The 22,423-nt window shown below is 66.4% G+C and carries 24 protein-coding genes and 1 tRNA gene; 16 read left to right on the top strand and 9 right to left on the bottom strand.

Features of this window, described 5'->3' with window-relative positions:
* Positions 1-85 precede the first annotated feature (85 nt).
* The 9 genes from fliL (at position 86) to CFB35_RS00080 (ending at position 9,963) form a co-directional block, all read left to right on the top strand.
* Positions 86-586, top strand: a complete 501-nt coding sequence (fliL, locus tag CFB35_RS00120; protein ID WP_179231707.1) for a flagellar basal body-associated protein FliL — start codon at positions 86-88, stop codon at positions 584-586.
* A 22-nt stretch (positions 587-608) separates the two neighbouring features.
* Positions 609-1,607 (top strand): flagellar motor switch protein FliM, encoded by a 999-nt coding sequence (fliM, locus tag CFB35_RS00115; protein ID WP_059580399.1) that lies wholly within the window; start codon positions 609-611, stop codon positions 1,605-1,607.
* Positions 1,600-2,103 carry a flagellar motor switch protein FliN gene (fliN, locus tag CFB35_RS00110; protein ID WP_059580396.1) on the top strand — a complete coding sequence of 168 codons (504 nt, stop codon included), beginning with the start codon at positions 1,600-1,602 and terminating at the stop codon, positions 2,101-2,103. Before fliM ends, fliN begins: the two co-directional genes overlap by 8 nt.
* Positions 2,100-2,666, top strand: a complete 567-nt coding sequence (gene fliO / locus CFB35_RS00105) for a flagellar biosynthetic protein FliO (protein ID WP_060008870.1) — start codon at positions 2,100-2,102, stop codon at positions 2,664-2,666. Before fliN ends, fliO begins: the two co-directional genes overlap by 4 nt.
* 36 nt (positions 2,667-2,702) lie before the next feature.
* Positions 2,703-3,464 (top strand): flagellar type III secretion system pore protein FliP, encoded by a 762-nt coding sequence (gene fliP / locus CFB35_RS00100; protein ID WP_059580391.1) that lies wholly within the window; start codon positions 2,703-2,705, stop codon positions 3,462-3,464.
* Positions 3,465-3,481: 17 nt separating this feature from the next.
* A complete protein-coding gene (gene fliQ, locus CFB35_RS00095) occupies positions 3,482-3,754 on the top strand; it encodes a flagellar biosynthesis protein FliQ (RefSeq protein WP_006401718.1) in 273 nt (90 codons plus the stop codon).
* Between the two features lie 28 nt (positions 3,755-3,782).
* Positions 3,783-4,565 carry a flagellar biosynthetic protein FliR gene (fliR, locus tag CFB35_RS00090; RefSeq protein ID WP_060008873.1) on the top strand — a complete coding sequence of 261 codons (783 nt, stop codon included), beginning with the start codon at positions 3,783-3,785 and terminating at the stop codon, positions 4,563-4,565.
* Between the two features lie 353 nt (positions 4,566-4,918).
* Positions 4,919-6,937, top strand: a complete 2,019-nt coding sequence (locus CFB35_RS00085; protein ID WP_089464408.1) for a site-specific DNA-methyltransferase — start codon at positions 4,919-4,921, stop codon at positions 6,935-6,937.
* Entirely contained in the window at positions 6,937-9,963 is a 3,027-nt protein-coding gene (locus tag CFB35_RS00080; protein WP_089464407.1) for a type III restriction-modification system endonuclease, read from the top strand. Before CFB35_RS00085 ends, CFB35_RS00080 begins: the two co-directional genes overlap by 1 nt.
* 205 nt (positions 9,964-10,168) lie before the next feature.
* Here the strand turns inward: CFB35_RS00080 and CFB35_RS00075 are convergent, their stop codons facing one another.
* From CFB35_RS00075 to CFB35_RS34865, 5 genes are all read right to left on the bottom strand, one after another.
* Positions 10,169-10,423, bottom strand: coding sequence for a hypothetical protein (locus CFB35_RS00075; protein WP_059580380.1), 255 nt, complete (start codon positions 10,421-10,423; stop codon positions 10,169-10,171).
* 56 nt (positions 10,424-10,479) lie between these two features.
* The gene (locus CFB35_RS00070) at positions 10,480-10,776 is read right to left on the bottom strand and encodes a hypothetical protein (RefSeq protein WP_060008881.1); all 297 of its coding nucleotides are present in this window, start codon (positions 10,774-10,776) and stop codon (positions 10,480-10,482) included.
* Between the two features lie 293 nt (positions 10,777-11,069).
* On the bottom strand, positions 11,070-12,083 hold the full coding sequence (gene egtD, locus CFB35_RS00065) for an L-histidine N(alpha)-methyltransferase (protein ID WP_089464406.1): 1,014 nt from the start codon (positions 12,081-12,083) through the stop codon (positions 11,070-11,072).
* Positions 12,067-13,290, bottom strand: coding sequence for an ergothioneine biosynthesis protein EgtB (gene egtB, locus CFB35_RS00060; RefSeq protein WP_089464405.1), 1,224 nt, complete (start codon positions 13,288-13,290; stop codon positions 12,067-12,069). The genes egtD and egtB overlap by 17 nt, the downstream gene beginning before the upstream one ends.
* An 11-nt stretch (positions 13,291-13,301) precedes the next feature.
* Entirely contained in the window at positions 13,302-13,526 is a 225-nt protein-coding gene (locus CFB35_RS34865) for a hypothetical protein (RefSeq protein ID WP_155720415.1), read from the bottom strand.
* A gap of 343 nt (positions 13,527-13,869) precedes the next feature.
* Here CFB35_RS34865 and CFB35_RS00055 point away from each other — a divergent pair, with 343 nt between their 5' ends.
* Positions 13,870-14,346: a carboxymuconolactone decarboxylase family protein gene (locus tag CFB35_RS00055; protein WP_089464404.1), complete on the top strand. Its 477-nt coding sequence runs from the start codon at positions 13,870-13,872 to the stop codon at positions 14,344-14,346.
* Positions 14,346-15,227 carry a sigma-70 family RNA polymerase sigma factor gene (locus CFB35_RS00050; RefSeq protein WP_089464403.1) on the top strand — a complete coding sequence of 294 codons (882 nt, stop codon included), beginning with the start codon at positions 14,346-14,348 and terminating at the stop codon, positions 15,225-15,227. The genes CFB35_RS00055 and CFB35_RS00050 overlap by 1 nt, the downstream gene beginning before the upstream one ends.
* Positions 15,228-15,303: 76 nt before the next feature.
* Here CFB35_RS00050 and CFB35_RS00045 read toward each other — a convergent pair whose 3' ends face one another.
* The gene (locus CFB35_RS00045; RefSeq protein WP_059580361.1) at positions 15,304-15,810 is read right to left on the bottom strand and encodes a DUF2628 domain-containing protein; all 507 of its coding nucleotides are present in this window, start codon (positions 15,808-15,810) and stop codon (positions 15,304-15,306) included.
* A 449-nt stretch (positions 15,811-16,259) separates the two neighbouring features.
* Positions 16,260-16,336 (bottom strand) — tRNA-Val (locus CFB35_RS00040).
* Between the two features lie 661 nt (positions 16,337-16,997).
* Between CFB35_RS00040 and CFB35_RS00035 the strand changes: the two genes are divergently transcribed.
* From CFB35_RS00035 to CFB35_RS00025, 3 genes are all read left to right on the top strand, one after another.
* Positions 16,998-17,348, top strand: a complete 351-nt coding sequence (locus tag CFB35_RS00035; protein ID WP_256939961.1) for a hypothetical protein — start codon at positions 16,998-17,000, stop codon at positions 17,346-17,348.
* A gap of 25 nt (positions 17,349-17,373) precedes the next feature.
* Complete coding sequence (locus CFB35_RS00030) at positions 17,374-17,691, top strand: hypothetical protein (RefSeq protein WP_089464402.1); 318 nt, start codon at positions 17,374-17,376, stop codon at positions 17,689-17,691.
* A 486-nt stretch (positions 17,692-18,177) separates the two neighbouring features.
* Entirely contained in the window at positions 18,178-18,603 is a 426-nt protein-coding gene (locus CFB35_RS00025; RefSeq protein ID WP_226094360.1) for a hypothetical protein, read from the top strand.
* A 248-nt stretch (positions 18,604-18,851) separates the two neighbouring features.
* On the opposite strand, the gene CFB35_RS00020 is transcribed toward CFB35_RS00025, so the two are convergent.
* Both CFB35_RS00020 and CFB35_RS00015 read right to left on the bottom strand, forming a co-directional pair.
* Entirely contained in the window at positions 18,852-19,610 is a 759-nt protein-coding gene (locus CFB35_RS00020) for an anti-sigma factor (protein WP_089464401.1), read from the bottom strand.
* Positions 19,607-20,128, bottom strand: coding sequence for a sigma-70 family RNA polymerase sigma factor (locus CFB35_RS00015; RefSeq protein WP_059580351.1), 522 nt, complete (start codon positions 20,126-20,128; stop codon positions 19,607-19,609). The genes CFB35_RS00020 and CFB35_RS00015 overlap by 4 nt, the downstream gene beginning before the upstream one ends.
* 158 nt (positions 20,129-20,286) lie before the next feature.
* On the opposite strand from CFB35_RS00015, the gene CFB35_RS00010 reads away from it, so the two are divergent.
* Positions 20,287-21,372, top strand: coding sequence for a catalase family peroxidase (locus tag CFB35_RS00010; RefSeq protein WP_059580348.1), 1,086 nt, complete (start codon positions 20,287-20,289; stop codon positions 21,370-21,372).
* Positions 21,372-21,902 (top strand): cytochrome b, encoded by a 531-nt coding sequence (locus CFB35_RS00005; protein ID WP_179231706.1) that lies wholly within the window; start codon positions 21,372-21,374, stop codon positions 21,900-21,902. Before CFB35_RS00010 ends, CFB35_RS00005 begins: the two co-directional genes overlap by 1 nt.
* Positions 21,903-22,423 lie beyond the last annotated feature (521 nt).

Below are 22,423 nucleotides of genomic sequence, written 5' to 3'. Positions count from 1 at the left end.
CCGCAATTCCCCCCTCTTTTCCGCCCATCGGCCTCGGCCCGGATGCCGAACAATGCATGCTACGAGACATCACGCACGCATTCACATGGCCACGACCGCAACCCCGACCGCCGACAAGCCGGCTTCCTCCGGCAAGTTCAAGCGCATCGCGCTCATCGCCGTCATCGCGCTGGGCGCGGCCGCCGCCGCCGCCGGCGGCATGTACGTGTTCCTGGGCAAGGCAGGCGTCGGCCACGCGAGCGCGCCCGCCGAGCCGGCGCCGCTTGCCGCGCCGGTGTTCTTCCCGCTCGACCCGATGACGGTGAACCTGCAGTCCGACGACGGCGTGCAGCACTACCTGCGCGTGGGCCTGTCGCTGAAGCTCACCGACCCGAAGGCGCAGGAGCAACTGACCGCGCGGATGCCGGAAATCCGCAGCCGGATCCTGCTCGCGCTGTCGAACAAGCATCCCGAGGAGCTCGCGACGCCGGACGGCAAACGTTCGCTCGCGAACGAGCTGCGGGAGCTGATCGCGCAGCCGACGCAGCCGGGCAACCAGCGCGCGAAGGTCGACGAGGTGCTGTTCACCGAATTCGTCGTCCAGTAACGCGGCCGCGAAAGGAGCGCGTATGGGTCACCAGGAGTTCATGTCCCAGGAGGAGGTCGATGCCCTCCTCAAGGGCGTCACGGGCGAAACCGATGCGGTCGACGAGCAGCGCGACACGTCGGGCGTCCGTCCCTACAACATCGCGACGCAGGAGCGAATCGTCCGCGGCCGGATGCCCGGCCTCGAGATCATCAACGACCGCTTCGCGCGCCTGTTGCGGATCGGCATCTTCAACTTCATGCGACGCACGGCGGAAATCTCCGTCAGCCAGGTGAAGGTGCAGAAGTACAGCGAATTCACCCGCAACCTGCCGATCCCGACGAACCTGAACCTGGTGCACGTGAAGCCGCTGCGCGGCACGTCGCTGTTCGTGTTCGACCCGAACCTCGTGTTCTTCGTCGTCGACAACCTGTTCGGCGGCGACGGGCGCTTTCACACGCGTGTCGAAGGCCGCGATTTCACGGCCACCGAGCAGCGGATCATCGGCAAGCTGCTGAACCTCGTGTTCGAGCACTACACGACCGCGTGGAAGAGCGTGCGGCCGCTGCAGTTCGAATTCGTGCGCTCGGAGATGCACACGCAGTTCGCGAACGTCGCGACGCCGAACGAGATCGTGATCGTCACGCAGTTCTCGATCGAGTTCGGGCCGACGGGCGGCACGCTGCACATCTGCATGCCGTACTCGATGGTCGAACCGATCCGCGACGTGCTCAGCTCGCCGATCCAGGGCGAGGCGCTCGAAGTCGACCGCCGCTGGGTGCGCGTGCTGTCGCAGCAGGTGCAGGCCGCCGAGGTCGAGCTGACCGCGAATCTCGCCGAGATCTCGGCGACGTTCGAGAAGATCCTGAACCTGCGCGCGGGCGACGTGCTGCCGCTCGAGATCGAGGACACGATCACCGCGAAGGTCGACGGCGTGCCGGTGATGGAATGCGGCTACGGAATTTTCAATGGTCAATATGCGTTGCGCGTGCAGAAGATGATCGGCGCGAGCGATTCGATGAAGGAAGGTGGATATGAGTGAGCTGAACCAGACGCCCGACGACGACATGCAGGCGATGGCCGATGCGGCCCTCGCGGCATCGGCCGCCGCGGCATCGGCCGCCGACGCGAAGGCGCCGGCCGCGGCCGACGAAGAGCAGGGCCTCGACGACTGGGCGGCCGCGCTCGCCGAGCAGAACCAGCAGCCGGTGCCGGCCGGGGCGACGGGCGCCGGCGTGTTCCAGCCGCTGTCGAAGGCCGCGGCGAGCTCGACGCACAACGACATCGAGATGATCCTCGACATCCCGGTCAAGATGACCGTGGAACTCGGCCGCACGAAGATCGCGATCCGCAACTTGCTGCAGCTTGCGCAGGGGTCGGTCGTCGAGCTCGACGGCATGGCCGGCGAGCCGATGGACGTGCTCGTGAACGGCTGCCTGATCGCGCAGGGCGAAGTCGTGGTCGTCAACGACAAGTTCGGTATTCGCCTGACCGACATCATCACGCCGGCCGAACGCATCCGGAAGCTGAATCGATGAACGTCGTGAAGCCAGGCCGGCGCGGGTGCCGCGCGATGGCGGCGGTGCTTGCCGTCGCCGCGTCGCTCGCGTGCGCGCCGGCCGGCGCCGCCGACATGAACGCGGTGAACCACGCCGGTTCGATCGCGTCGAGCGTGACGGTCGGTTCGGCCGTGCCGTCGCTCGGCATCGGCGCGGTGCTGCAGACGCTCGTCGGGCTCGCGGTCGTGATCGGCCTCGTGTTCGCGTGCGCATGGCTCGCGCGCCGCTTCGGCTTCCAGCCCGCGCGGCGCGGCGGCCCGCTGAAGGTCGTATCGAGCGTCGGGCTCGGCGCGAAGGAAAGCGCGACGATCGTCGAGATCGGCGACACCTGGCTCGTGCTCGGCGTCGCGCCGGGCAACGTGCGCCTGCTGCATACGCTGCCGGCCGGTTCGGTGGCCGCAGTCGCGGGCCCGGCCGCGTCCGACGCGTCCGCCGGCGGCGCTTCGCCCAGCGCCGGCCTGCCCGGCACGTTCGGCTCACGGTTTCGCGACGCGCTCGCGGGCGAAGCCGCGAAACGCCTCGGGCGCGGCAAGGACCGCTGACATGGCGCCGCGCCCTCTTTCCGACTTCGCATTCCGATGAAACACGCCTTCCTGCGGCGCGCCGCGCGCGTCGCGCCCGTGCTGATCCTCTGTCTCGCCCCTGCGCTCGCGTATGCGCAGGCGAACGGCCTGCCCGCGTTCAACGCGAGCCCGGGCCCGCACGGCGGCACCACCTATTCGCTGAGCGTGCAGACGATGCTGCTGCTCACGATGCTGTCGTTCCTGCCGGCGATGCTGCTGATGATGACGAGCTTCACGCGGATCATCATCGTGCTGTCGCTGCTGCGCCAGGCGCTCGGCACCGCGACGACGCCGCCGAACCAGGTGCTCGTCGGCCTCGCGATGTTCCTCACCTTCTTCGTGATGTCGCCGGTGCTCGACCGCGCGTACAACGACGGCTACAAGCCGTTCTCCGACGGCTCGATGCCGATGGAGCAGGCCGTGCAGCGCGGCGTCGCGCCGTTCAAGACCTTCATGCTGAAGCAGACCCGCGAGACCGATCTCGCGCTGTTCGCGAAGATCTCGAAGGCCGCGCCGATGCAGGGCCCCGAGGACGTGCCGCTGTCGCTGCTGGTGCCCGCGTTCGTCACGAGCGAGCTGAAAACCGGCTTCCAGATCGGCTTCACGGTGTTCATCCCGTTCCTGATCATCGACATGGTCGTCGCGAGCGTGCTGATGTCGATGGGGATGATGATGGTGTCGCCGTCCACCGTATCGCTGCCGTTCAAGCTGATGCTGTTCGTGCTGGTCGACGGCTGGCAGTTGCTGATCGGCTCGCTCGCGCAGAGCTTCACGTAAGCGGAGGAACACGCGCGATGACGCCCGAACAAGTGATGACGCTGGCGCACCAGGCGATGATGGTCGGCCTGCTGCTCGCGGCCCCGCTGCTGCTGGTCGCGCTCGCGGTCGGCCTCGTCGTGAGCCTGTTCCAGGCCGCGACGCAGATCAACGAAGCGACGCTGTCGTTCATCCCGAAGCTGCTCGCGGTGGCCGCGACGCTCGTGATCGCCGGCCCGTGGATGCTGACGACGATGCTCGACTACCTGCGGCAGACGCTGCTGCACGTCGCGACGCTCGGCGCCGGCTGAGCCGCACGTCCGCCCCCCTTTTCCCGCGATGTTCTCGGTTACCTACGCGCAGCTCAACGGCTGGCTGACGGCTTTCCTGTGGCCGTTCGTGCGGATGCTCGCACTCGTCGCGACGGCGCCGATGGTCGGCCACGCGGCCGTGCCGGTGCGCGTGAAGATCGGCGTCGCCGCGTTCATGGCGCTCGTCGTCGCGCCGACGCTCGGCGCGATGCCGGACGTCACCGTGTTCTCCGCGCAGGGCATCTGGATCGTCGTCACGCAGTTCCTGATCGGCGTCGCGATGGGTTTCACGATGCAGCTCGTGTTCGCGGCCGTCGAAGCGGCCGGCGACTTCATCGGGCTGTCGATGGGGCTCGGCTTCGCGACCTTCTTCGATCCGCACTCGAACGGCGCGACGCCCGCGATGGGCCGGTTCCTGAATGCGGTCGCGATGCTCGCGTTCCTTGCCGTGGACGGCCACCTGCAGGTATTCGCCGCGCTCGCCGCGTCGTTCCAGTCGCTGCCGGTGTCGGCCGACCTGCTCCACGCGCCGGGCTGGCGCACGCTTGCCGCGTTCGGCGCGACCGTGTTCGAGATGGGGCTGCTGCTTTCGCTGCCGGTGGTCGTGGCGCTGCTGATCGCGAACCTCGCGCTCGGCATCCTGAACCGCGCGGCGCCGCAGATCGGCATGTACCAGATCGGCTTTCCCGTCACGCTGATCGTCGGGTTGCTGCTCGTGCAACTGATGGTGCCGAACCTCGTGCCGTTCGTGTCGCACCTGTTCGACATGGGGGTCGATGCGATGGGGCGGGTGCTGATCGGGTGGCGGTAAGGCGCCCTGTCGACCCACGTCGATGCTCGTTCGCGTCACTCGGGCGGGACTCATCCCCTCCCGCCGTGAGTCTCCCTGCGGCACGCGCGCGTTCGGCGTCGACCGTGCCCCTTTTTTCGTCCTTTCCGCGGCGCCGTCGAATGCCCGCCGCCCGACCGCCCCGTGCCGCAACCGGCCCGACCGCGCTTCCGGCCCGTCCGGCGGGCAATCGCGGCCGATGCCCGCACGTTCGGCTCACATCGGCGCTTGACCTCGGCCGACCGACTCGCTAGCGTTTCGGGTTTGCCCCGGGCGGCCCTTGCCGCCGGTGCCGTGAGCGCGCCCGACGTCCTGGCGCGCACGGCCGGGCTCCGATGGAAAAGACGATGCACAAACTCGATGCGGCCAGCCCGCAGGCGATGTCGACGGATTTCACCGCCGACAACGTCGCGCGCCTGAAGGCGCTGTTCCCCGAACTCGTGACCGAAGGCCCGCACGGCGCGTCGGTCGACGTCGACGTGCTGAAGGCGCTGGTCGGCGAACGCACGCTCGGCGACGCCGACGAGCGCTACGGTTTTCACTGGCACGGCAAGCGCGCCGCGCGCCAGGCCGCGCTCACGCCGTCGACGGGCACGCTGCGGCCGTGCCCCGACGACAGCGTCGCGTGGGACGACACGCGCCACCTCGTGATCGAGGGCGACAACCTCGACGTGATGAAGCTGCTGCACAAGAGCTACGCGGGCAAGGTGAAGCTCGTCTACATCGACCCGCCGTACAACACCGGCAACGATTTCGTCTATCCGGACGACTTCAGCGACAGCATCCGCCACTACCTGGCGATGACCGGCCAGACCGAAGCCGGCGTGAAGCGCAGCACCAACACCGAGGCGAACGGCCGGTTCCACACCGACTGGCTGAACATGATGTATCCGCGCCTGAAGCTCGCGCACGCGCTGCTGTCCGACGAAGGGCTGATCGCCGTGCACATCGACGAGCACGAAGTGCATGCGCTGGTGCTGATGCTGCGCGAGATCTTCGGCGAGGAAAACGAGCTCGGCGTGGCCGTGTGGGACAAGCGCAACCCGAAGGGCGACGCGCGCGGCATCGCGTACCAGCACGAATCGCTGGTGCTGTTCGCGCGCAACGCCGAGACGCTGCTCGAACGCGCGCCGCTCAAGCGCCCGAAGCGCAACGCGCAGCGCATGCTCGACGCCGCGCACGACGCCGTGTACCGCAGCGGCAACCCGAAGGACGCGCAGAAGGCGTACCGCGCGTGGATGAAGGCGCAGACCAACCTGTCCGGCGGCGAGGCGATGTACGACCGGCTGTCGGCGGAAGGCCGCGTGTACCGTCTCGTGTCGATGGCGTGGCCGAACAAGAAAAAGGCGCCGGAAGAATACTTCACGCCGCTGATCCACCCGGTCACCGGCAAGCCGTGCGCGATGCCGGCGCGCGGCTGGCGCAACCCGCCCGCGACGATGCAGGCGCTGATCGAGCGCGGCCAGATCGAATTCGGCCCGGATGAAACCACGCAGCCGCAGCGGATCTACTACCTCGACGAGAACATGTACGAGAACGTGCCGTCGGTACTGCCGTTCGCCGGCTCCGACGACGCGCTGCTGAAGGCGCTCGGCATCCCGTTCGACCTGCCGAAGCCGGTCGACTTCGCGGCCGCCGTGATCGGCTGGTGCACGCGCGGCGACGACATCGTACTCGACTGCTTCGCCGGCTCCGGCTCGACGGGCCACGCGGTGATGCAGGTGAACGCGACCGACGGCGGCGCGCGCCGCTACGTCCTCGTGCAGCTGCCCGAGGCGCTCGATCGCCGCGACAAGACGCAGACCGCGGCCGCCGATTTCTGCGCGAAGCTGAAGAAGCCGCTGACGCTCGCCGAAGTGACGAAGGAGCGCCTGCGCCGCGCCGCGCAGCAGGTCGCGCGCGACTATCCGGAAAGCTATGGCGACCTCGGCTTTCGCGTGTACCGGCTCGACACGACCAACGTGATCGAGTGGGACCCGCGCCGCGACGACTTCGACCATGCGTTGTTCGCATCCGTCGAACACGTGAAGACGGGCCGCACCGAGGACGACCTGCTCGCCGAGCTGACGCTCAAGCTTGGGCTCGACCTGTGCACGCCGGTCGAGCACCACCAGGTGGCCGGCAAGGCGGTGCACCTGATCGGCCGCGAGATCGTCGCGTGCTTCGATGCGCGCCTGTCGCGCGACGATGCGGGCCCGCTCGCCGACGGCATCGTCGACCTGCTCGATGCGAGCGGCGCGTCGCGCGACGTCACGTGTCTGTTCCGCGACAACGGTTTCGTCGACGACGTCGCGAAGCTCAATCTCGCCGCGCTGCTCGAACAGCACGGCGTGAAGCGCGTGCGGAGCCTGTGATGCGGCTGCATTTCGAAGCGGATCTCGACTACCAGCGCGAGGCGATCGACGCCGTCTGCGACCTGTTTCGCGGCCAGGAGTCGTATCGCGGCGATTTCAGCGTGCTCGCGAACGCCGCGCCCGGCACGACGGCCGCCGCACAGGGCTCGCTCGGCTTCGCGGTGTCGGAGCAAGGCGTCGGCAACCGGCTGTCGCTGACCGACGACGCGCTCGCGCGCAATCTCGCCGACGTGCAGTTGCGCGGCGGGCTGCCGCCGTCCGGCCTGCCCGGCTCGCGCGACTTCACCGTCGAGATGGAGACGGGTACCGGCAAGACCTACGTGTACCTGCGCACGATCTTCGAGCTGAACCGCCGCTACGGCTTCACGAAGTTCGTGATCGTCGTGCCGTCGATCGCGATCAAGGAAGGCGTGCACAAGACGCTGTCGATCACCGAGGATCACTTCCGCGCGCTGTACGCGGGCGTGCCGTACGACTACTTCCTGTACGACTCCGCGAAGCTCGGCCAGGTGCGCCACTTCGCGGCGAGCGCGGCGATCCAGATCATGGTGATGACGGTCGCCGCGATCAACAAGAAGGAGATCAACAATCTCTACAAGGACAGCGAGAAGACCGGCGGCGAGAAGCCGATCGACCTGATCCGCGCGACGCGGCCGATCGTGATCGTCGACGAGCCGCAGAGCGTCGACGGCGGGCTCGAGGGGCGCGGCCGCGAGGCGCTCGCCGCGATGGCGCCGCTCTGCACGCTGCGCTATTCGGCCACGCACGTCGACCGGCATCACATGGTGTACCGGCTCGATGCGGTCGACGCGTACGAGCGCAAGCTCGTCAAGCAGATCGAGATCGCGTCGGCGATCGTCGAGGACGCGCACAACAAGCCGTACGTGCGGCTCGTCGGCGTGTCGAACCGGCGCGGCGCGATCAGCGCGCGCGTCGAGCTCGACGTCGCGACGGCGGCTGGCGTGAAGCGCCAGATCGTGTCGGCCACCGACGGCGACGATCTCGAACGCCTGACCAGGCGCGCGCTGTACGCGGGCTTGAGGATCGGCGAAGTGCACGCGGTGAAAGGCGCCGAGTACGTCGAGCTGCGCCATTCGGAAGGCGAGGCGTTCCTGTCGCTCGGCGAGGCATTCGGCGACATCGACACGCTCGCCGTGCAGCGCGAGATGATCCGCCGCACGATCCGCGAGCACCTCGACAAGGAGCTGCGCCTGGCCGAACGCGGCGTGAAGGTGCTGTCGCTGTTCTTCGTCGATTCGGTCGAGCGCTATCGCCGCTACGACGAGAACGGGATGCCCGTGAAGGGCGACTACGCGCTGATCTTCGAAGAGGAATATGCGCGCGCGGCGCGCGTGCCGGCCTACCGTGCGCTGTTCGACGGCGTCGACGTCGCGCTCGAGGTCGAGCGCGCGCACAACGGCTACTTCTCGATCGACCGCAAGGGCGGCTGGACCGACACGAGCGAAAGCAGCGCGGCGGCCCGCGAGAACGCGGAGCGCGCGTACGGCCTGATCATGCGCGAGAAGGAGGCGCTGCTGTCGTTCGACACGCCGCTGAAGTTCATCTTCTCGCACTCGGCGCTGAAGGAAGGCTGGGACAACCCGAACGTGTTCCAGATCTGCACGCTGCGCGACATCCAGACCGAACGCGAGCGCCGCCAGACGCTCGGCCGCGGGCTGCGTCTCGCCGTCGACCAGGACGGCGAACGCGTGCGCGACCCGGGCGTGAACACGCTCACCGTGATCGCGACCGAGCGCTACGAGTCGTTCGCCGAGAACCTGCAGAAGGAAATCGAGGCCGATACGGGCATCCGCTTCGGGATCGTCGAGGAACACCAGTTCGCTGCGCTGCCGGTGCAGGAAGACGACGGCCCCGCGCATGCGCTCGGCATCGAGCTGTCGCGCGTGCTGTGGAACCATCTGCACGAGCAGGGCTACGTCGACGCGCAGGGCAAGGTGCTCGACCGGCTGAAGGATGCGCTGCGCCAGAGCGCGCTCGTGCTGCCGGACGCGTTCGAGCGGCTGCGCGCACCGATCGTCGCGACGCTGCGCAAGCTGTCGGGCCGCTTCGCGGTGCGCAACGCCGACGAGCGCCGCGCGATCGCGTTGCGGCGCGACGCGTCAGGCAAGGCCGTCGTGTTCGGCGAGGATTTCCGCGCGCTGTGGGACCGCATCCGCCATCGCACCGTGTACCGCGTCGAGTTCGACAACGCGAAGCTGGTGCGCGACTGCACGGCCGCGCTGCGCGACGCGCCGGACATCGCGCGGGCGCGGCTGCAGTGGCGCAAGGCCGAGATCGACATCGGCAAGGCCGGCATCGAGGCGATCGAGGTGGCCGGCGCCGGCACGGTGCTGCTCGACGAAGGCGAGTTGCCGCTGCCCGACCTGCTCACCGAGTTGCAGGACCGTACGCAGCTCACGCGCCGTTCGCTCGCGACGATCCTCGCCGACAGCGGCCGGCTCGACGATTTCCGCGTGAATCCGCAGCAGTTCATCGCGGTGGCGGCCGACGCGATCAACCGCTGCAAGCGGCTCGCGCTCGTCGCGGGCATCGCGTACCGCAAGCTCGGCGAGCGCCACGTGCATGCGCTCGAATCGTTCGAGAGCGAGGCGCTGACCGGCTATCTGCGCAATCTGCGGCTCGACGCGCGCAAGTCGATCCACGAAGCGGTCGTGTGCGAGACGGACGCCGAACGCGCGTTCGCCGATGCGCTCGAAGCGCACGACGGCGTGAAGCTGTACGCGAAGCTGCCGGCGTGGTTCCGCGTGCAGACGCCGCTCGGCAGCTATCACCCGGACTGGGCCGTACTTGCGGAGCAGGATGGCGGCGAGCGGCTGTACTTCGTCGTCGATACGCCGAATACGGACGGCCACGTGCCGAGCGAGCACGAGCGCGCGAAGCTCGCGTGCGGCGAAGCGCATTTCCGTGCGCTGGCCGATGGCGACGGCGCGGCGCGCTTCGTGCGCGTCAGGCACGTCGACGCGCTGTTCGAACCTGCGGCGCCGCTGGCAGGCGCGAGGCGGTGAGACGAAGGGCGGCGACGAGTCGCCCTTTTTTGTCGGCGTGGCCGGGCCTTTATCGATCGCGCCACGCACGATGCGCGCCGCACGACGTCGTAAATGATCGTAACGATGCGTGCGCACGCATTCGTCGGATCAATCCGGGGCGTGCATGAACGCGGGAACGAAGCACCGGCGCGACGCCACGGCATCGCGCCGGCGGCGAGGTCGCTTACTGCGCCGGCTGCATGCCCTGCGCGGCGGCCTTGTGCTGCGCGGCCTGCTCTTGCGCCTGCTTCTTCGCCATGTGATGACCGACGATACAGCCGCCGACCGCGCCGACCACCGCGTGGTGCCCCGCGTAGTGGCCAGCCACACCGCCGACCACCGCGCCCTTCATGCAGCCCGCCGCGTGCGCGCTGCCGATCGTTGCGAGCGCAACGACCGCGGCGGTTGCATACCGTCCGATGTGCCGGATGGAATTCATGCGATCACTCTCCTCGTGTTGTCGTGATCCGTGTTCGCGCGAGCGGGTCGCCGCGCTCAGTCCCAACGGCCGCGCCAGCCGCCACCGTCACGCCAGGCGCGCTCGCGCCACTCGTGTTCGCGCCATTCACGGCGGCGCCACTCGCGTTCACGCCATTGACGCGCACGCCAGTCGTCGCGATAGCCGACCGGCGCGTACATCACCGGCGGAGGCGGCGCCACGTAGACGGGCGCCGGCGCCGCATAGGCGGGCACACCGATGCCGACCGACAGGTCGACGTGGGCCGATGCGACGCCCGAAGCTGCCAGCGCCGCTACACCGAGAACTGCACCGAGAATAAGTTTCTTGCTCATTTCGCGACTCCCTGCACGTGTCGTGCGTCATGTGACTACGGTTCGAAGTCTAGGCACCGTGCGCCGACACAGGTGAAACGGGTATGCGAGACAGGTAACGGACGTTTACGGGTGCCCGCAAAGCCTTGTGGAACAGGGAAGAGACGGTATTCCACACACCGTTGCGGCGATGCATCGGGCCGGTAAAAAGGGGATTTTCGGCACGAAACCGGGCAACCGGATCGAACCCGCCGGTGTGCATGGCGAGCGAACCGCCCTCACCGTGCGGCGCGAGCGGTTCGTGGCGGCGCGCGTTACGCGCGGATATCGTCGACGCTGCGCAGCCAGTGCACGCTGAACAGGTTGTCCGCGTCGGTCCACACGGTATCGGGTTCGAACCCGGCGCGGCGCGCGATCGCACGAAAGCCGTCGATCGTGAACTTGTGCGAGTTTTCCGTGTGGATGCGCCCGCCGGCCTCGAAGCGGAACGCGTGGCCGCGCACGTGCACGGTCTGCGCGACGTCGCTGACGAGATGCATCTCGATGCGCTGCCGCTCGCGGTCGTAGAACGCGCAATGCGAGAACGCATCGACGTCGAAATCCGCGCCGAGCTCGGCATTCGCACGCGCGAGCAGGTTCAGGTTGAACTGCGCGGTCGCGCCCTGCGCGTCGTTGTACGCGCGGTGCAGCGTGCGCTCGTCCTTCACGAGATCGACGCCGACCAGCAGGCCGCCGCCGCGCAGCAGCCGCGCCGCGTCGCGCAGGAACGTGTCGGCCTCTTCCGGCGAGAAGTTGCCGATCGTCGAACCGGGAAAGAAGCCGATGCGCCGCCGCGGCGTGTCGGTCAGCGCGGCCAGTTGCTCGGCCTTCGTGTAGTCGGCCGCGAGCGGCGCGACGTCGAGCCACGGATAGGCCGCCCGCAGCCGCGCGGCCGCGCCGTGCAGGTAGTCGGCCGAGATGTCGACCGGCACGTAGCGCGCCGGCGCGTTCGCGTAGTTGCCCGCGAACGCGTCGAGCAGCACGCGGATCTTCTCGAGCGAACCCGCGCCGAATTCGACGATGTCCGCATGCGGGCCGACGCGCCGCACGATCTCGGCCGCGCGATCGCGCAGGATGCCGAGCTCGGTGCGCGTCGGGTAGTACTCGGGCAACTCGCAGATGCGGTCGAACAGCGCGGAGCCGGCCGCATCGTAGAAGTATTTCGGCGGGATGCTGCGCGGCGTGCGCGACAGTCCGTCGATCAGGTCGCGCTCGAACGCGCTCGGCCGCGAATCGCGGGCGGGTTGCAGGCCACCGCTCGTGGCCGTCAGATCAGACGTCTCGCGCAAGTCGCACCCCCGTCAATTGCCAGCGTGCCGCCGGCGGAAAGAAATTGCGGTACGTCGGCCGTTCGTGCCCCGGCGGCGTCGCGATGCTGCTGCCGCGCAGGACCTGCTGGCCGACCATGAACTTGCCGTTGTATTCGGCAGCTACCCCGGCGAGCGGCCGAAAGCCCGGATACGGCTCGTACGACGAACGCGTCCACTGCCAGACGTGCCCGAGCATCTGCCGGATGCCGTCGGCCGCGAACGCGGTTTCCCACTCGAATTCGGTCGGCAGCCGTGCGCCGGCCCATTCCGCGTACGCGGCCGCTTCGTAGAAGCTCACGTGGCATACCGGCGCGTCGGGCGCGAGCGGCTCGACGCCGTGCAGGCCGAACGTGCGCCGCACGCGCGTGGCGGCCGCATCGTCGTCGTCCGGCATCCAGTACGCGGGCCCCTGCCACCCTTCCCGCTGCACCGTCGCCCAGCCGTCGGACAGCCAGAACTCGGGGCGCGTATAGCCGCCGTCGGCGATGAACGCCGCGAATTCCGCGTTCGTCACGAGGCGGTTCGCGATCTCGTACGGCCGTACGAGTGCCGTGTGACGCGGCCGTTCGTTGTCGAACGAGAACGTGTCGCCGTCGTGGCCGATCTCGACGAGCCCGCCTGGCTGGGGCAGCCAGCGCAGCACGCCGGCGTCGCCCGCGGCCATCGCGTCGCCGTCCGTCGCGTTGCGCGGCCGGAACGCCGGCTTCAACGGATTGCACGAGAACGCGTGCAGCATGTCCGTGACGATCAACTCCTGGTGCTGCTGCTCGTGATGCAGGCCGAGCACGAGCTCGGGTTCGATCGCGTCGAGTAGCGCCGCATCGGCGCTGGCCAGCGCGCGCAGCATCGCGTCGTCGACGTACTGCCGGTACGCGTGCACCTCGTCGAGCGACGGACGCGTGAGCAGCCCGCGCTGCGGCCGCGGATGGCGCGGGCCGAGCGCTTCGTAATAGGAATTGAACAGGAACTGGAAGGCGGCGTCGAACGGCGCGTAGCCGGGCACGCGGCGCATCAGCACGACGGTTTCGAAGAACCAGGTCGTATGCGCGAGATGCCATTTCGTCGGACTCGCGTCGGGCATCGACTGCACGGCCTGGTCTTCGGCGGACAGCGTCGCGGTCAACGCGACGCTATGGGCGCGCACGTCCTGGTAACGGCGCTGAAGCTGGGATGCAAGAAGGCTCATCGGTTTACCGTTCACGTCGCGATTCGCTGCGTTGCGTTGCCGGAAAAGGGAAAGCCTTGCGCGGATGCGCGCGGCTGACGTGCGATTTGCTGCTGCGTCGTCGGGCAGCCGGCGCGCGCGCCGGGCCGCGGATGCGGCGTCACTTCATCTGCCCGTGCAGAACAGTATGGTCCAGAAATGTGAACGTCGCGAATCGGATTTCGGATGAAACGAAGGCGAAAGAAAAATGAAAGCATGCGTGGTGTCGGCATCGCCCGTGCAGCGGACCATCGATGCCCTGTCGTGGTGGGGTTCGGCGACGGGGGCAATACGCGTGCCCGCCGCTGCATGCTGCTGACGCCCGGTGACAGCCGCACGGCGTGCGTGAAAGGTCGATGACGCGCGTGGGTCGGAGGCGCGGCGTCCCGCGGACGATTCGTCAGTCGATATCGCGTTGTTCTCCGTGCCCCGCTCAACGCCTCTGCCCTACGCTGGCAGCCGCTTTCTTCTCCGGCCGCAAAAAATTTTTTACGCCGATGTCACACGCGCGGGGGGCTCGCTCGTCATATCGGCGGAACCCACACGAAAGGAGAAGGAACCATGACTGCGAAACTCAATCCGTTTGCCGCCGCCCCCGCGTTGATGAAGCAATGGATGACCGTGTCGGTCGCCGCTGCCGGGAGCCTCGAGCCGACGCTGATCGAGCTGGTCAAGATCCGCGCGTCGCAGATCAATGCATGCGCGAACTGCCTTAACATGCACACCGTCGAGGCGCGCGAACAAGGCGAGACCGAGCAGCGCATCTACCTGCTGTCCGCGTGGCGCGAAGCGCCCTGCTACACCGACCGCGAACGCGCGGCGCTCGGCTGGACCGACGCGCTCACGCGGCTGTCGGACGGCCACGCCGCGCACGAAGCGGCCCATGCGGCGCTGAACGACCATTTCAGCGAGGAGGAACAGGTGAAACTGACGGTGATGATCAACGTGATCAACGGCTGGAACCGGCTCGCCGTCGGCTTCGGGCTGTGGGTCGACCCGGCCGACGCGAAGGCCGCCGCCGCGAAGATGGTGGCTTGATGCCGAACCTCGACCCGGCCAGCGGCGGCGCCGACGAACGGGCCGACGCGGCGGCGAGCTTCGATCCGCTGCGTCGCACGCTGATCCGCGTCGCGTACCGGATGCTCGGTTCCGTCGCGGATGCCGAGGACATGGTGCAGGAGGCGTTCATCCGCTGGATGGACGTCGACCGTACCGACGTGCGCGTGCCGGAAGCGTTCCTGCGCCGCATGGTGATGCGCATGTGCCTCGACCAGTTGAAGTCCGCGCGGTATCAGCGCGAGACCTATATCGGCCCGTGGCTGCCCGAGCCGGTCGTCGAGGAAGACGAACAGGACGACGTCACGCTGCCGCTGCTGCTTGCACTCGAACGGCTGTCGCCGCTCGAACGCGCGGCGTTCCTGCTGCACGACGTGTTCGGCGTCGAATTCGATGAAGTGGCCACGACGATCCGGCGCGATCCGGCCGCATGCCGGCAGCTCGCCGCGCGGGCCCGCACGCACGTGCGCGACGCGCGGCCGCGTTTTCATGTCGAGAAGCAGCGCGGGATCGAACTGGCCGAAGCGTTCTTCGCGGCGTCGCGCAGCGGCGACATGCGCGCGCTCGGCGCGATGCTTGCGGAGGATGTGAGCCTGCATTCCGACGGCGGCGGCAAGCGCGCGGCCGCCGGCAAGCCGGTGTTCGGCTTCGAACGCGTGATGCGGGTGCACGCGCACCTGGCCGAGTTGTTCGAGACGCATGCGTCGAAGCTCGTGCGGGCCGGGTTCATCAACGGGCTGCCCGGGTTCGTCACACTGGAAGCCGACGGCGAGCTGCAGACGACCGCGCTCGAGATCGACGACGGCAAGATCGTCGCGATCTATGTCGTGCGGAATCCTGATAAATTGAGGCATCTGCATTGAGCGTGCGCGGGTGGCGTGCGGGTTCAAGCGGCCACCCTGCCCGCTTTCTCGTTCGATCCGGCGCGAGCCGATGACGTCATCGGAATGCGGCCACCAAGGCGTGAATGAGCGACGTCGCGTAACAGAAAAATACGAACGCGACGGCAAAGCCGATTACCGCGAGCCAGTTCGTGCCGCCTTGCACGCTCAGGAGTGCAAGAAAGGAGTCGCCGGGTGCGGAATGGGGACGCAGCCTCGTGATCGCCCGGCGGACATGCGCCTGATAGAAACTGTTGCCATGCAAGCCAAGCATCACCGAAATCCCGATCCCGATTGCGTTGCTCTGACTCGAGTCGAAGAAATTCGGGAAGAACAGCATTTCGATCAGCGAGAGCCCGAATACGATGCCGAATAGCGCCAGCGCATGCCAGTACATGCCGCGGTACGCCATCCAGAACGGCCCCACCAGAAAGGCTGCCCAGTTCCAGGAATGCTTGCTCCTGCGTGTCGCGGCGATTGCCCATTTCGTTTCATACCAGCGGGCCTTTTTCCCAACGTAAGCGGCGATTTCGTCGGTGCTGACGGGTGTGGTTGTCTCGGACATGTGTGTGTTGGCCCTCGGTGGCGCAGCGTGCGCGTTATTGGTATCGGGTCCGCTCACTGCGTCGGCAAGATGTGTGCGCTTTCCCGGGAATGCCGCGGCGGGTCTTTTCGGGTATCGGGACGCGTCGACGGTCGGCCGAGTCTATGCGGCGTACGGCGATGGAGTAAGAGAAGCCGGAGTAGCGTGGATGCGGGCGCGCGGACGAAACGCACGTCGGCTGGTGCTGTGCCGCGCCCTGTGCATACGGCCGCAATTGTGTCGAACCGTTTCGACAGTCAATACGTGTAGCGCGGGATACGGAGAGAAACGTGAAGGCTGGCGCGCGGCCGGATGCTACCCGTCGGCGCAAAGAAAAACGCCACGCGAGGTTGCCGCGTGGCGTTTGTATGTTTGGCGAGCCGCGTTGCCTGTAGGCAAGTTGTGCTGCCGGACCCCTTCATTTTGTTCGTTGGTAGGCTCGATTGGATTCGAACCAACGACCCCCACCATGTCAAGGTGGTGCTCTAACCAACTGAGCTACGAGCCTAAGAAGCCGCGAATTATAGAGAGGGTTTTGGGGGAGCACAAGCCCCTTCGTGAAAATTTCTTGAAACGCGCCACGCCGCGTGCTGACGATCGATGTCGTGCAGCGATGCGTGGAACGTCGGCTTCACATCTGCGCAGCACAGCAAAACGCGTCGATGTGCTGTGGTGTTATCCACATCGCCCTCTGGATAACCGTCCGGCAAGCCTCTGGATTCACAGTGGAACGATTGAGGATATGTCGGCGCGGCTGTGAATCGACGAAAAGTTGTTCTGTGCTGCCGGACGCTGTTCACGTCGCGCACCCAGGGTTATGCATTTCGATTCGCGTTGAAAATTCAGTGCGTTACCGACGTTATCCACTGTGGGGCACAGGGTTTGTTAACTATCACTACGTATATATACGAACCCTGTTAACACCTTTGGATAAGCACAGTCCGTCGACTGTGCTCCGCTCACGCCGTGCGCTTCGTGTAGCGATTGGATGAACGAAGTCGAAAACTGTGGAGAGCATTGACCGATGCTCGGACCAGCCGCTCTGTAGAATTGCCGTCATCCTTGGTGAGCGGTCACGTGAAGACATACGAGGTTCCGATGGTGTCGCGCGGTGCGATTGATCTGTCCGATGGCGAGCGCATCGTCCGGGTGTCGAGCGAAGCGCAGCCATGGGATTGGAAATCAAAGGTGAAATGATGCCGCTGGTGAATTGTTCATATCACGGACGTGTCGGAGGCGAGCTCGTGACTCGTGCTGTGTCCGAACTCGTCAACGATCGTGGCAACTGGAAGGGCGGCCGCGGGGTCGTGCCGTTGACGCTGGTGCGCGATGAGATCGAGTTTCCGGGCTACATGCTCGAATCCGAAGCGACGAAGCCGCTTGAATTGGGCGGGACGCACGCAGGCGGAGGCGTTTATCGGTTCGACGATGACGGGTCGATGGAGACGGCGATCGGATGGTTGACGGCAACGTGTGTTGAATGCCTGAGGGAATTGATGGCCGGGCAGGAAGCAGGATAGAAGCGCGGCGTCTTCGGGGAAGGCGATGACCCAATTGAATTTCGGCGCGGTCGATCGATGCTCCGTCCGGCTCAATACCGCGACGCTGCTCGGCCTGAAGGCGGCCTACGAGGAATTTGCGAAGACCGGGCAGGACCTGCGTAACTTCGAGATCTACATCGAGGACGAAAGTGCAGCCAGGGACGATCCGAAGCCCGAGGACGCCGTCATCGGTGTGACGTTCGCAGCGAAGATGCCTCCAGGCGTGCGCGGGCTCGGCAACGCGAGTCCGGTCGGGACGTCGATGAAGTATGTCGTCTCTCCGGAAACCGGCGAGATTCTCAGGGTTTATCTGATCAAGTGACTTCGGAGGCGATGAAGGTAGTCGGCCTTCATATGTGGATAACCTCGGTACAAAACGATGCGAAACGCTGTGCGGGCAAAAGGTGAGCGCGTGCGCGGATCACAAGCTGGGCCCAACTGGACGGAGAAAAGCAAGCCCTGAGAACGAGGTGCATGCGAAACGAACATCCGGTTTCGTGCGCTTGTCGACAGCCCGTATGTGGACAACCCGCACGCCCAACCAGTCGCATCGCTGTGCTCCGGACAGGTGAGCACCATGCATTCGACCATGCGAATCAGCCCGAACGTCTTGTCTGACGGGGATTTTCCGGAATAGCGCAGGCGATGCGGAGCGTCCTCGCGCGATCCGTAGTGATGGAATGTCTTGTGGATATCGAGCAGCCAACACACTCGAAATTCTGTGCGCTCAACAGGCAAGGGTAAGCGAATTCGGTGCTATCCCCTCATCTATCCCTCCGACGACAGAGGCGTTCTCGGCGAAATAGCGGTGCTTGGGACAATCGGAAGCATCGTCGTCATCGCGGTTTTCCTGGCGCTGGTCTATGCGTACGCGAGCGACCTCAGGACGACCCTGAAATCGGTCAGCCGGGGATCGCGTGTGGCCGAACCCAACAGTGTCTGGTTCCTCTTGCCGTACAACTTCATCGAGGACTTCTTCATTATTTCCAACGTTGTGAAGTCCCTGGAAGGGGAGTCTCGTATCCATCCGGCGCTGTCGGGTTTGCGCTCGTTCGGCCGGATCAGCGGCATCGGGTGGTGTTTTGCTCAGGTTCTTTCGTTGATACCCAATGCCATGGGCTCCATCGCGGTTTTCCTCGGGGTTTGGCACCGGGTGTTTGTGCGCCGAGCCAACAAGATGCTTGCCGGCAGCCAGGTCTCCGTGGCGACTCTACCTGGATGGACAGAGTCGTAGCCTGCCTTGGAAGCCAGATCGCTTACCCGTGCTCGATGTGGATATCCCGTTCCGCAGCGACTCGAAACCCTGTGATTCCAAAGGTGAGGGCGCCGCCGGGGTTCCGATGTGAACAACAGCCCGGGAAAGTCAGTCGAAACGCTGTGCGCTCGACTGGTGAGCATGAGCTCGTTCAAGCCCGCCGGGCCGCCCCACAAAAGCCGCTGACGGCCACCACCAACCGCCACCCGGGCGCGCATCCTACCGCATCAAGTCTGCTGATCGAGCGCCTGCGCGATCGCCTTCTCCCCGACGCTGCCGGCCGGCCCGACTACCGCATAATTGAGCCCGTTCACCGACCCATACCGCGCGAGCAACGCGCCATCCGCGCGTTGCCCGTTCCGCAACAGCCGATGTCCCGATTCCGCCGGCCGGAGATAGAAGCTCAGCGTCCGTCCCGCATCATCCTCATAGAGCACCATCGCAGCAGTAGCGCCGCTATCCGTCGTGAACAACCGCCCACCGACCGGCCTGAACCCCGCCGCGCTCAAATCCGGCAGCTTCGCCGATGCGCCCACGCCTTTGGTGAGCCATCCCTGCAAATCGCCCGCACCGGTCGGCCGGTAATCGACCTTGGCCGTTCGATCGACCACCATCATCTGATAAGCCTTGACCGCATCGCTCATCGGCGCGATCGGCGGCGCCGCGTTCCACCCGCGCGCCTGCCATCCGCCGAACGTTCCGAGCCCGACGCAGAACACGAACGAAGCCGCCATCGCGAACCGCATGCGCGCGCGCTCGGCCCGCCGGCCACGAATCGCGGCCGGATCCAGCGCGGGGTTGTCCGCCGGCATCCGCACGCTCTCGAGCGCGGCCCGCAACCGCTGCGCGTCCTGCTGCCATTGCTTCACCTGTTCCGCGCGGGCCGGATGCAGCGCGAGATAGCGCTCGACCGCGGCGCGCGCATCGTCGTCGAGCTGGCCGTCGACATAGGCCTGAAGGTCATGTTCGTTCGGAGGCGTGTTCATTTTTTCATCAACCGCAAGGAAGGAGCAGGAAGTTCGCCGTCGCTCAGTTGGCGCAGCGCCTGGCGCGCGCGGGACAGCCGCGACATCACGGTGCCGATCGGCACCTCGAGCAGGTCGGCCACTTCCTGATAGGTGAAGCCTTCGACCGCGACGAGCAGCAGCAGGCTGCGCTGTTCGTCCGAGAGCCGGCCGAATGCTTCGAGCGTCGCGCGCGCCGCGAATTCGCGTTCGGCGGACGGCCAGTGCGCTTCGTCGTCGTCGTGGATGCGGCCGAGCAGCCACGCGTAGCGCTTCGCGCTGCGTTTGCCGTCGAGAAATTGTCGGTACAGGATCGTGAAGAGCCAGCTGCGCAGCGACGCGTCGTCGCGCCGGCTCGTCCAGCGCGACAGCGCGCGCTCGAGCGTCGACTGGACGAGATCGTCGGCCGCGTGGACATCGCGCGCCAGCCAGAGCGCGAAACGTCGCAGCCTGGGGATGAGTTCGCGCAATGCTTCGTCGTCGAGGGCGGTGGAGGGCATGGCGGGGCCGGTTGCCGAAAGGGTCGTAGATGCCGCGTAAGACGCCGGCCGGCATCGGTTATTCCCTCCAGCATACGAAAAAACTTTCCGTGGAATAAAGCGGCGCGGGCGGCGTCCTACACGCGTTCGACAATGATCTGACGATCGGGAGTGCATTCATGAAGCAATCTTCTTCTTCGCCGCAGCGCGAGCCCGGGCGCGGGTGGTGGCGCTGGGCCGTGATCGGCGGCGCGGTGGCCGGCGTGGCGGCGGCGTTCGGGTATGCCGGCGGGTGGCTCGCGCCGGCGCGTCTGACCCCGCACCGGCTCGTCGACGCGCTGCAGACCAACAGCGGCATCCATCCCGGCTACCGGCGCAATCACGCGAAGGGCGTGTGCGTGACCGGCTATTTCGAAGGCAACGGCGCGGCGAGCGCGTATTCGGTCGCGCCGTTCTTCAAGCCGGTGCGCACGCCGGTGGTCGGGCGCTTCGCGTTGCCGGGCGGGAACCCATACGCGCCCGACAGCAGCGTGCCGATCCGCAGCCTCGCACTGAAGCTCACCGCGCCGGACGGCCAGCAATGGCGGACCGGGATGAACGCGATGCCGGTGTTTCCGGTGGCGACGCCGCAGGCGTTCTACGAGCAGACGCTCGCGACCCGGCCCGATCCGAAAACGGGCAAGCCCGATCCGGCGAAGGTGAAGGCGTTCTTCGGCGCGCATCCGGAGGCGGCCGCGTTCCTGCAGTGGGTGAAGGGTGCGAAGCCGAGCGCGAGCTACGTCACCGAAAGCTATTACGGGTTGAACGCGTTCTACTTCGTCGATGCGGCCGGCAAGCGCCAGGCGGTGCGGTGGCGCGTCGTGCCCGAGCAGACGGCAGGCGCCGGCGACGTCGCGACGGCCGCGGATCCGAACGTGCTGCAACAGGACGTGACGCAGCGTATCGCGGCCGGCCCGCAGAAGTGGAAGCTGCTGGTCACGCTGGCGGAGCCCGGCGACCCGGTGGACGACGCGACGAAGGTCTGGCCCGCGCAGCGCCCGACGATCGATGCGGGCACGCTCGTGCTCGACCGCGTGGAGGCGCAGGACAGCGGCCCGTGCCGCGACGTGAATTACGACCCGACGGTGCTGCCGCAGGGAATCCAGGTGTCGGGCGATCCGTTGCTGGCGGCGCGCTCGGCCGCGTATGCGGATTCGTATCTGCGGCGCACGAGTGAAGAGGCCGGCGTGGCAGGCGTGGCGCGAGTGAGTGGGGAGGGACGGTGATGAAGGCTTCGACGACGTTTAGTTTGCCGGCGCGGGTGCTGCACTGGGTGATGGCCGCGATGATCCTTGCGATGCTGTTCATCGGGGTGGGGATGGTGGCGTCGGTTTCCGAGCGGCACGAGATATTGGTGGCGATTCACAAGCCGCTGGGTGTGGCCGTGCTGGTGCTGGTGTGCGTGCGGATCGTGGTGCGGATGCTGTCGAAGCCGCCGGCGTTGCCCGACGATCTGCCGTGGTGGCAGAAGGTGGCGGCGCACGGGTCGCATCTCGTGCTGTATGCGCTGATGGTGGCGATGCCGCTGATCGGCTGGGCGATGCTGTCGGCAGGCGGGTATCCGGTGACGCTGGGCGACGGCGTGCAGTTGCCGGCGCTGGTGTCGGCTGATCCGGTGACGTTCGCGTGGCTCCGGGTTGCGCATCGCGTGCTGGCGTATCTCTTCTTCCTGACGTTCCTCGCGCACTTTGCGGCGGCGCTGTATCACGGGCTGATTCGGCGGGACGGGGTGGTGAGGGCGATGGTGGGGCGATAATCGACCGAAGGTTGCGTTCGATACGGCGGGGGCTGTTCAAGGGCGACCGAGGCCGCGCCTGCCATGTCGTCTTATATATGAGCACTGGGAAGGCTCGGTGGCCCCCGCCATAGCACGTCAAAAATATTTCACAAAAGGGGTTGCGGAGACTGGGGCAGATGCATAGAATCACGCCTCTTTCGCGCTAACGGAAACGCGGCGCGGGGGAAGAAGAGGGAAGCGGTGCTGTTGAAGTCGGTTTTATCGATTCCAGTGCACGCGAAATTAAACCGCAGTCGTCGCAACGAAGTAGTTAAAAAAGTTGTTGACGAGTCTCAAAAAACGGTTGATAATCTCGCTTCTCTGCTGCTGAAAACGCAGCGCTGCTGGGAAACACGGAGTTTCTTGCAGACGTGCTCTTTAAAAATTAACAGCCGATAAGTGTGGGCGCTTGATGAAAGCGAGCTGATCCTCGGATCAGATAGCGAAAGTATCAAGAGTCTCACACTAAAGTAAGTCAGGTTTATGAAGTGATTCATATT

It is taken from the genome of Burkholderia sp. AU16482, from assembly GCF_002223285.1.
Taxonomy (GTDB): domain Bacteria; phylum Pseudomonadota; class Gammaproteobacteria; order Burkholderiales; family Burkholderiaceae; genus Burkholderia; species Burkholderia semiarida.
This window is presented reverse-complemented; position numbering and strand designations above follow the sequence as displayed.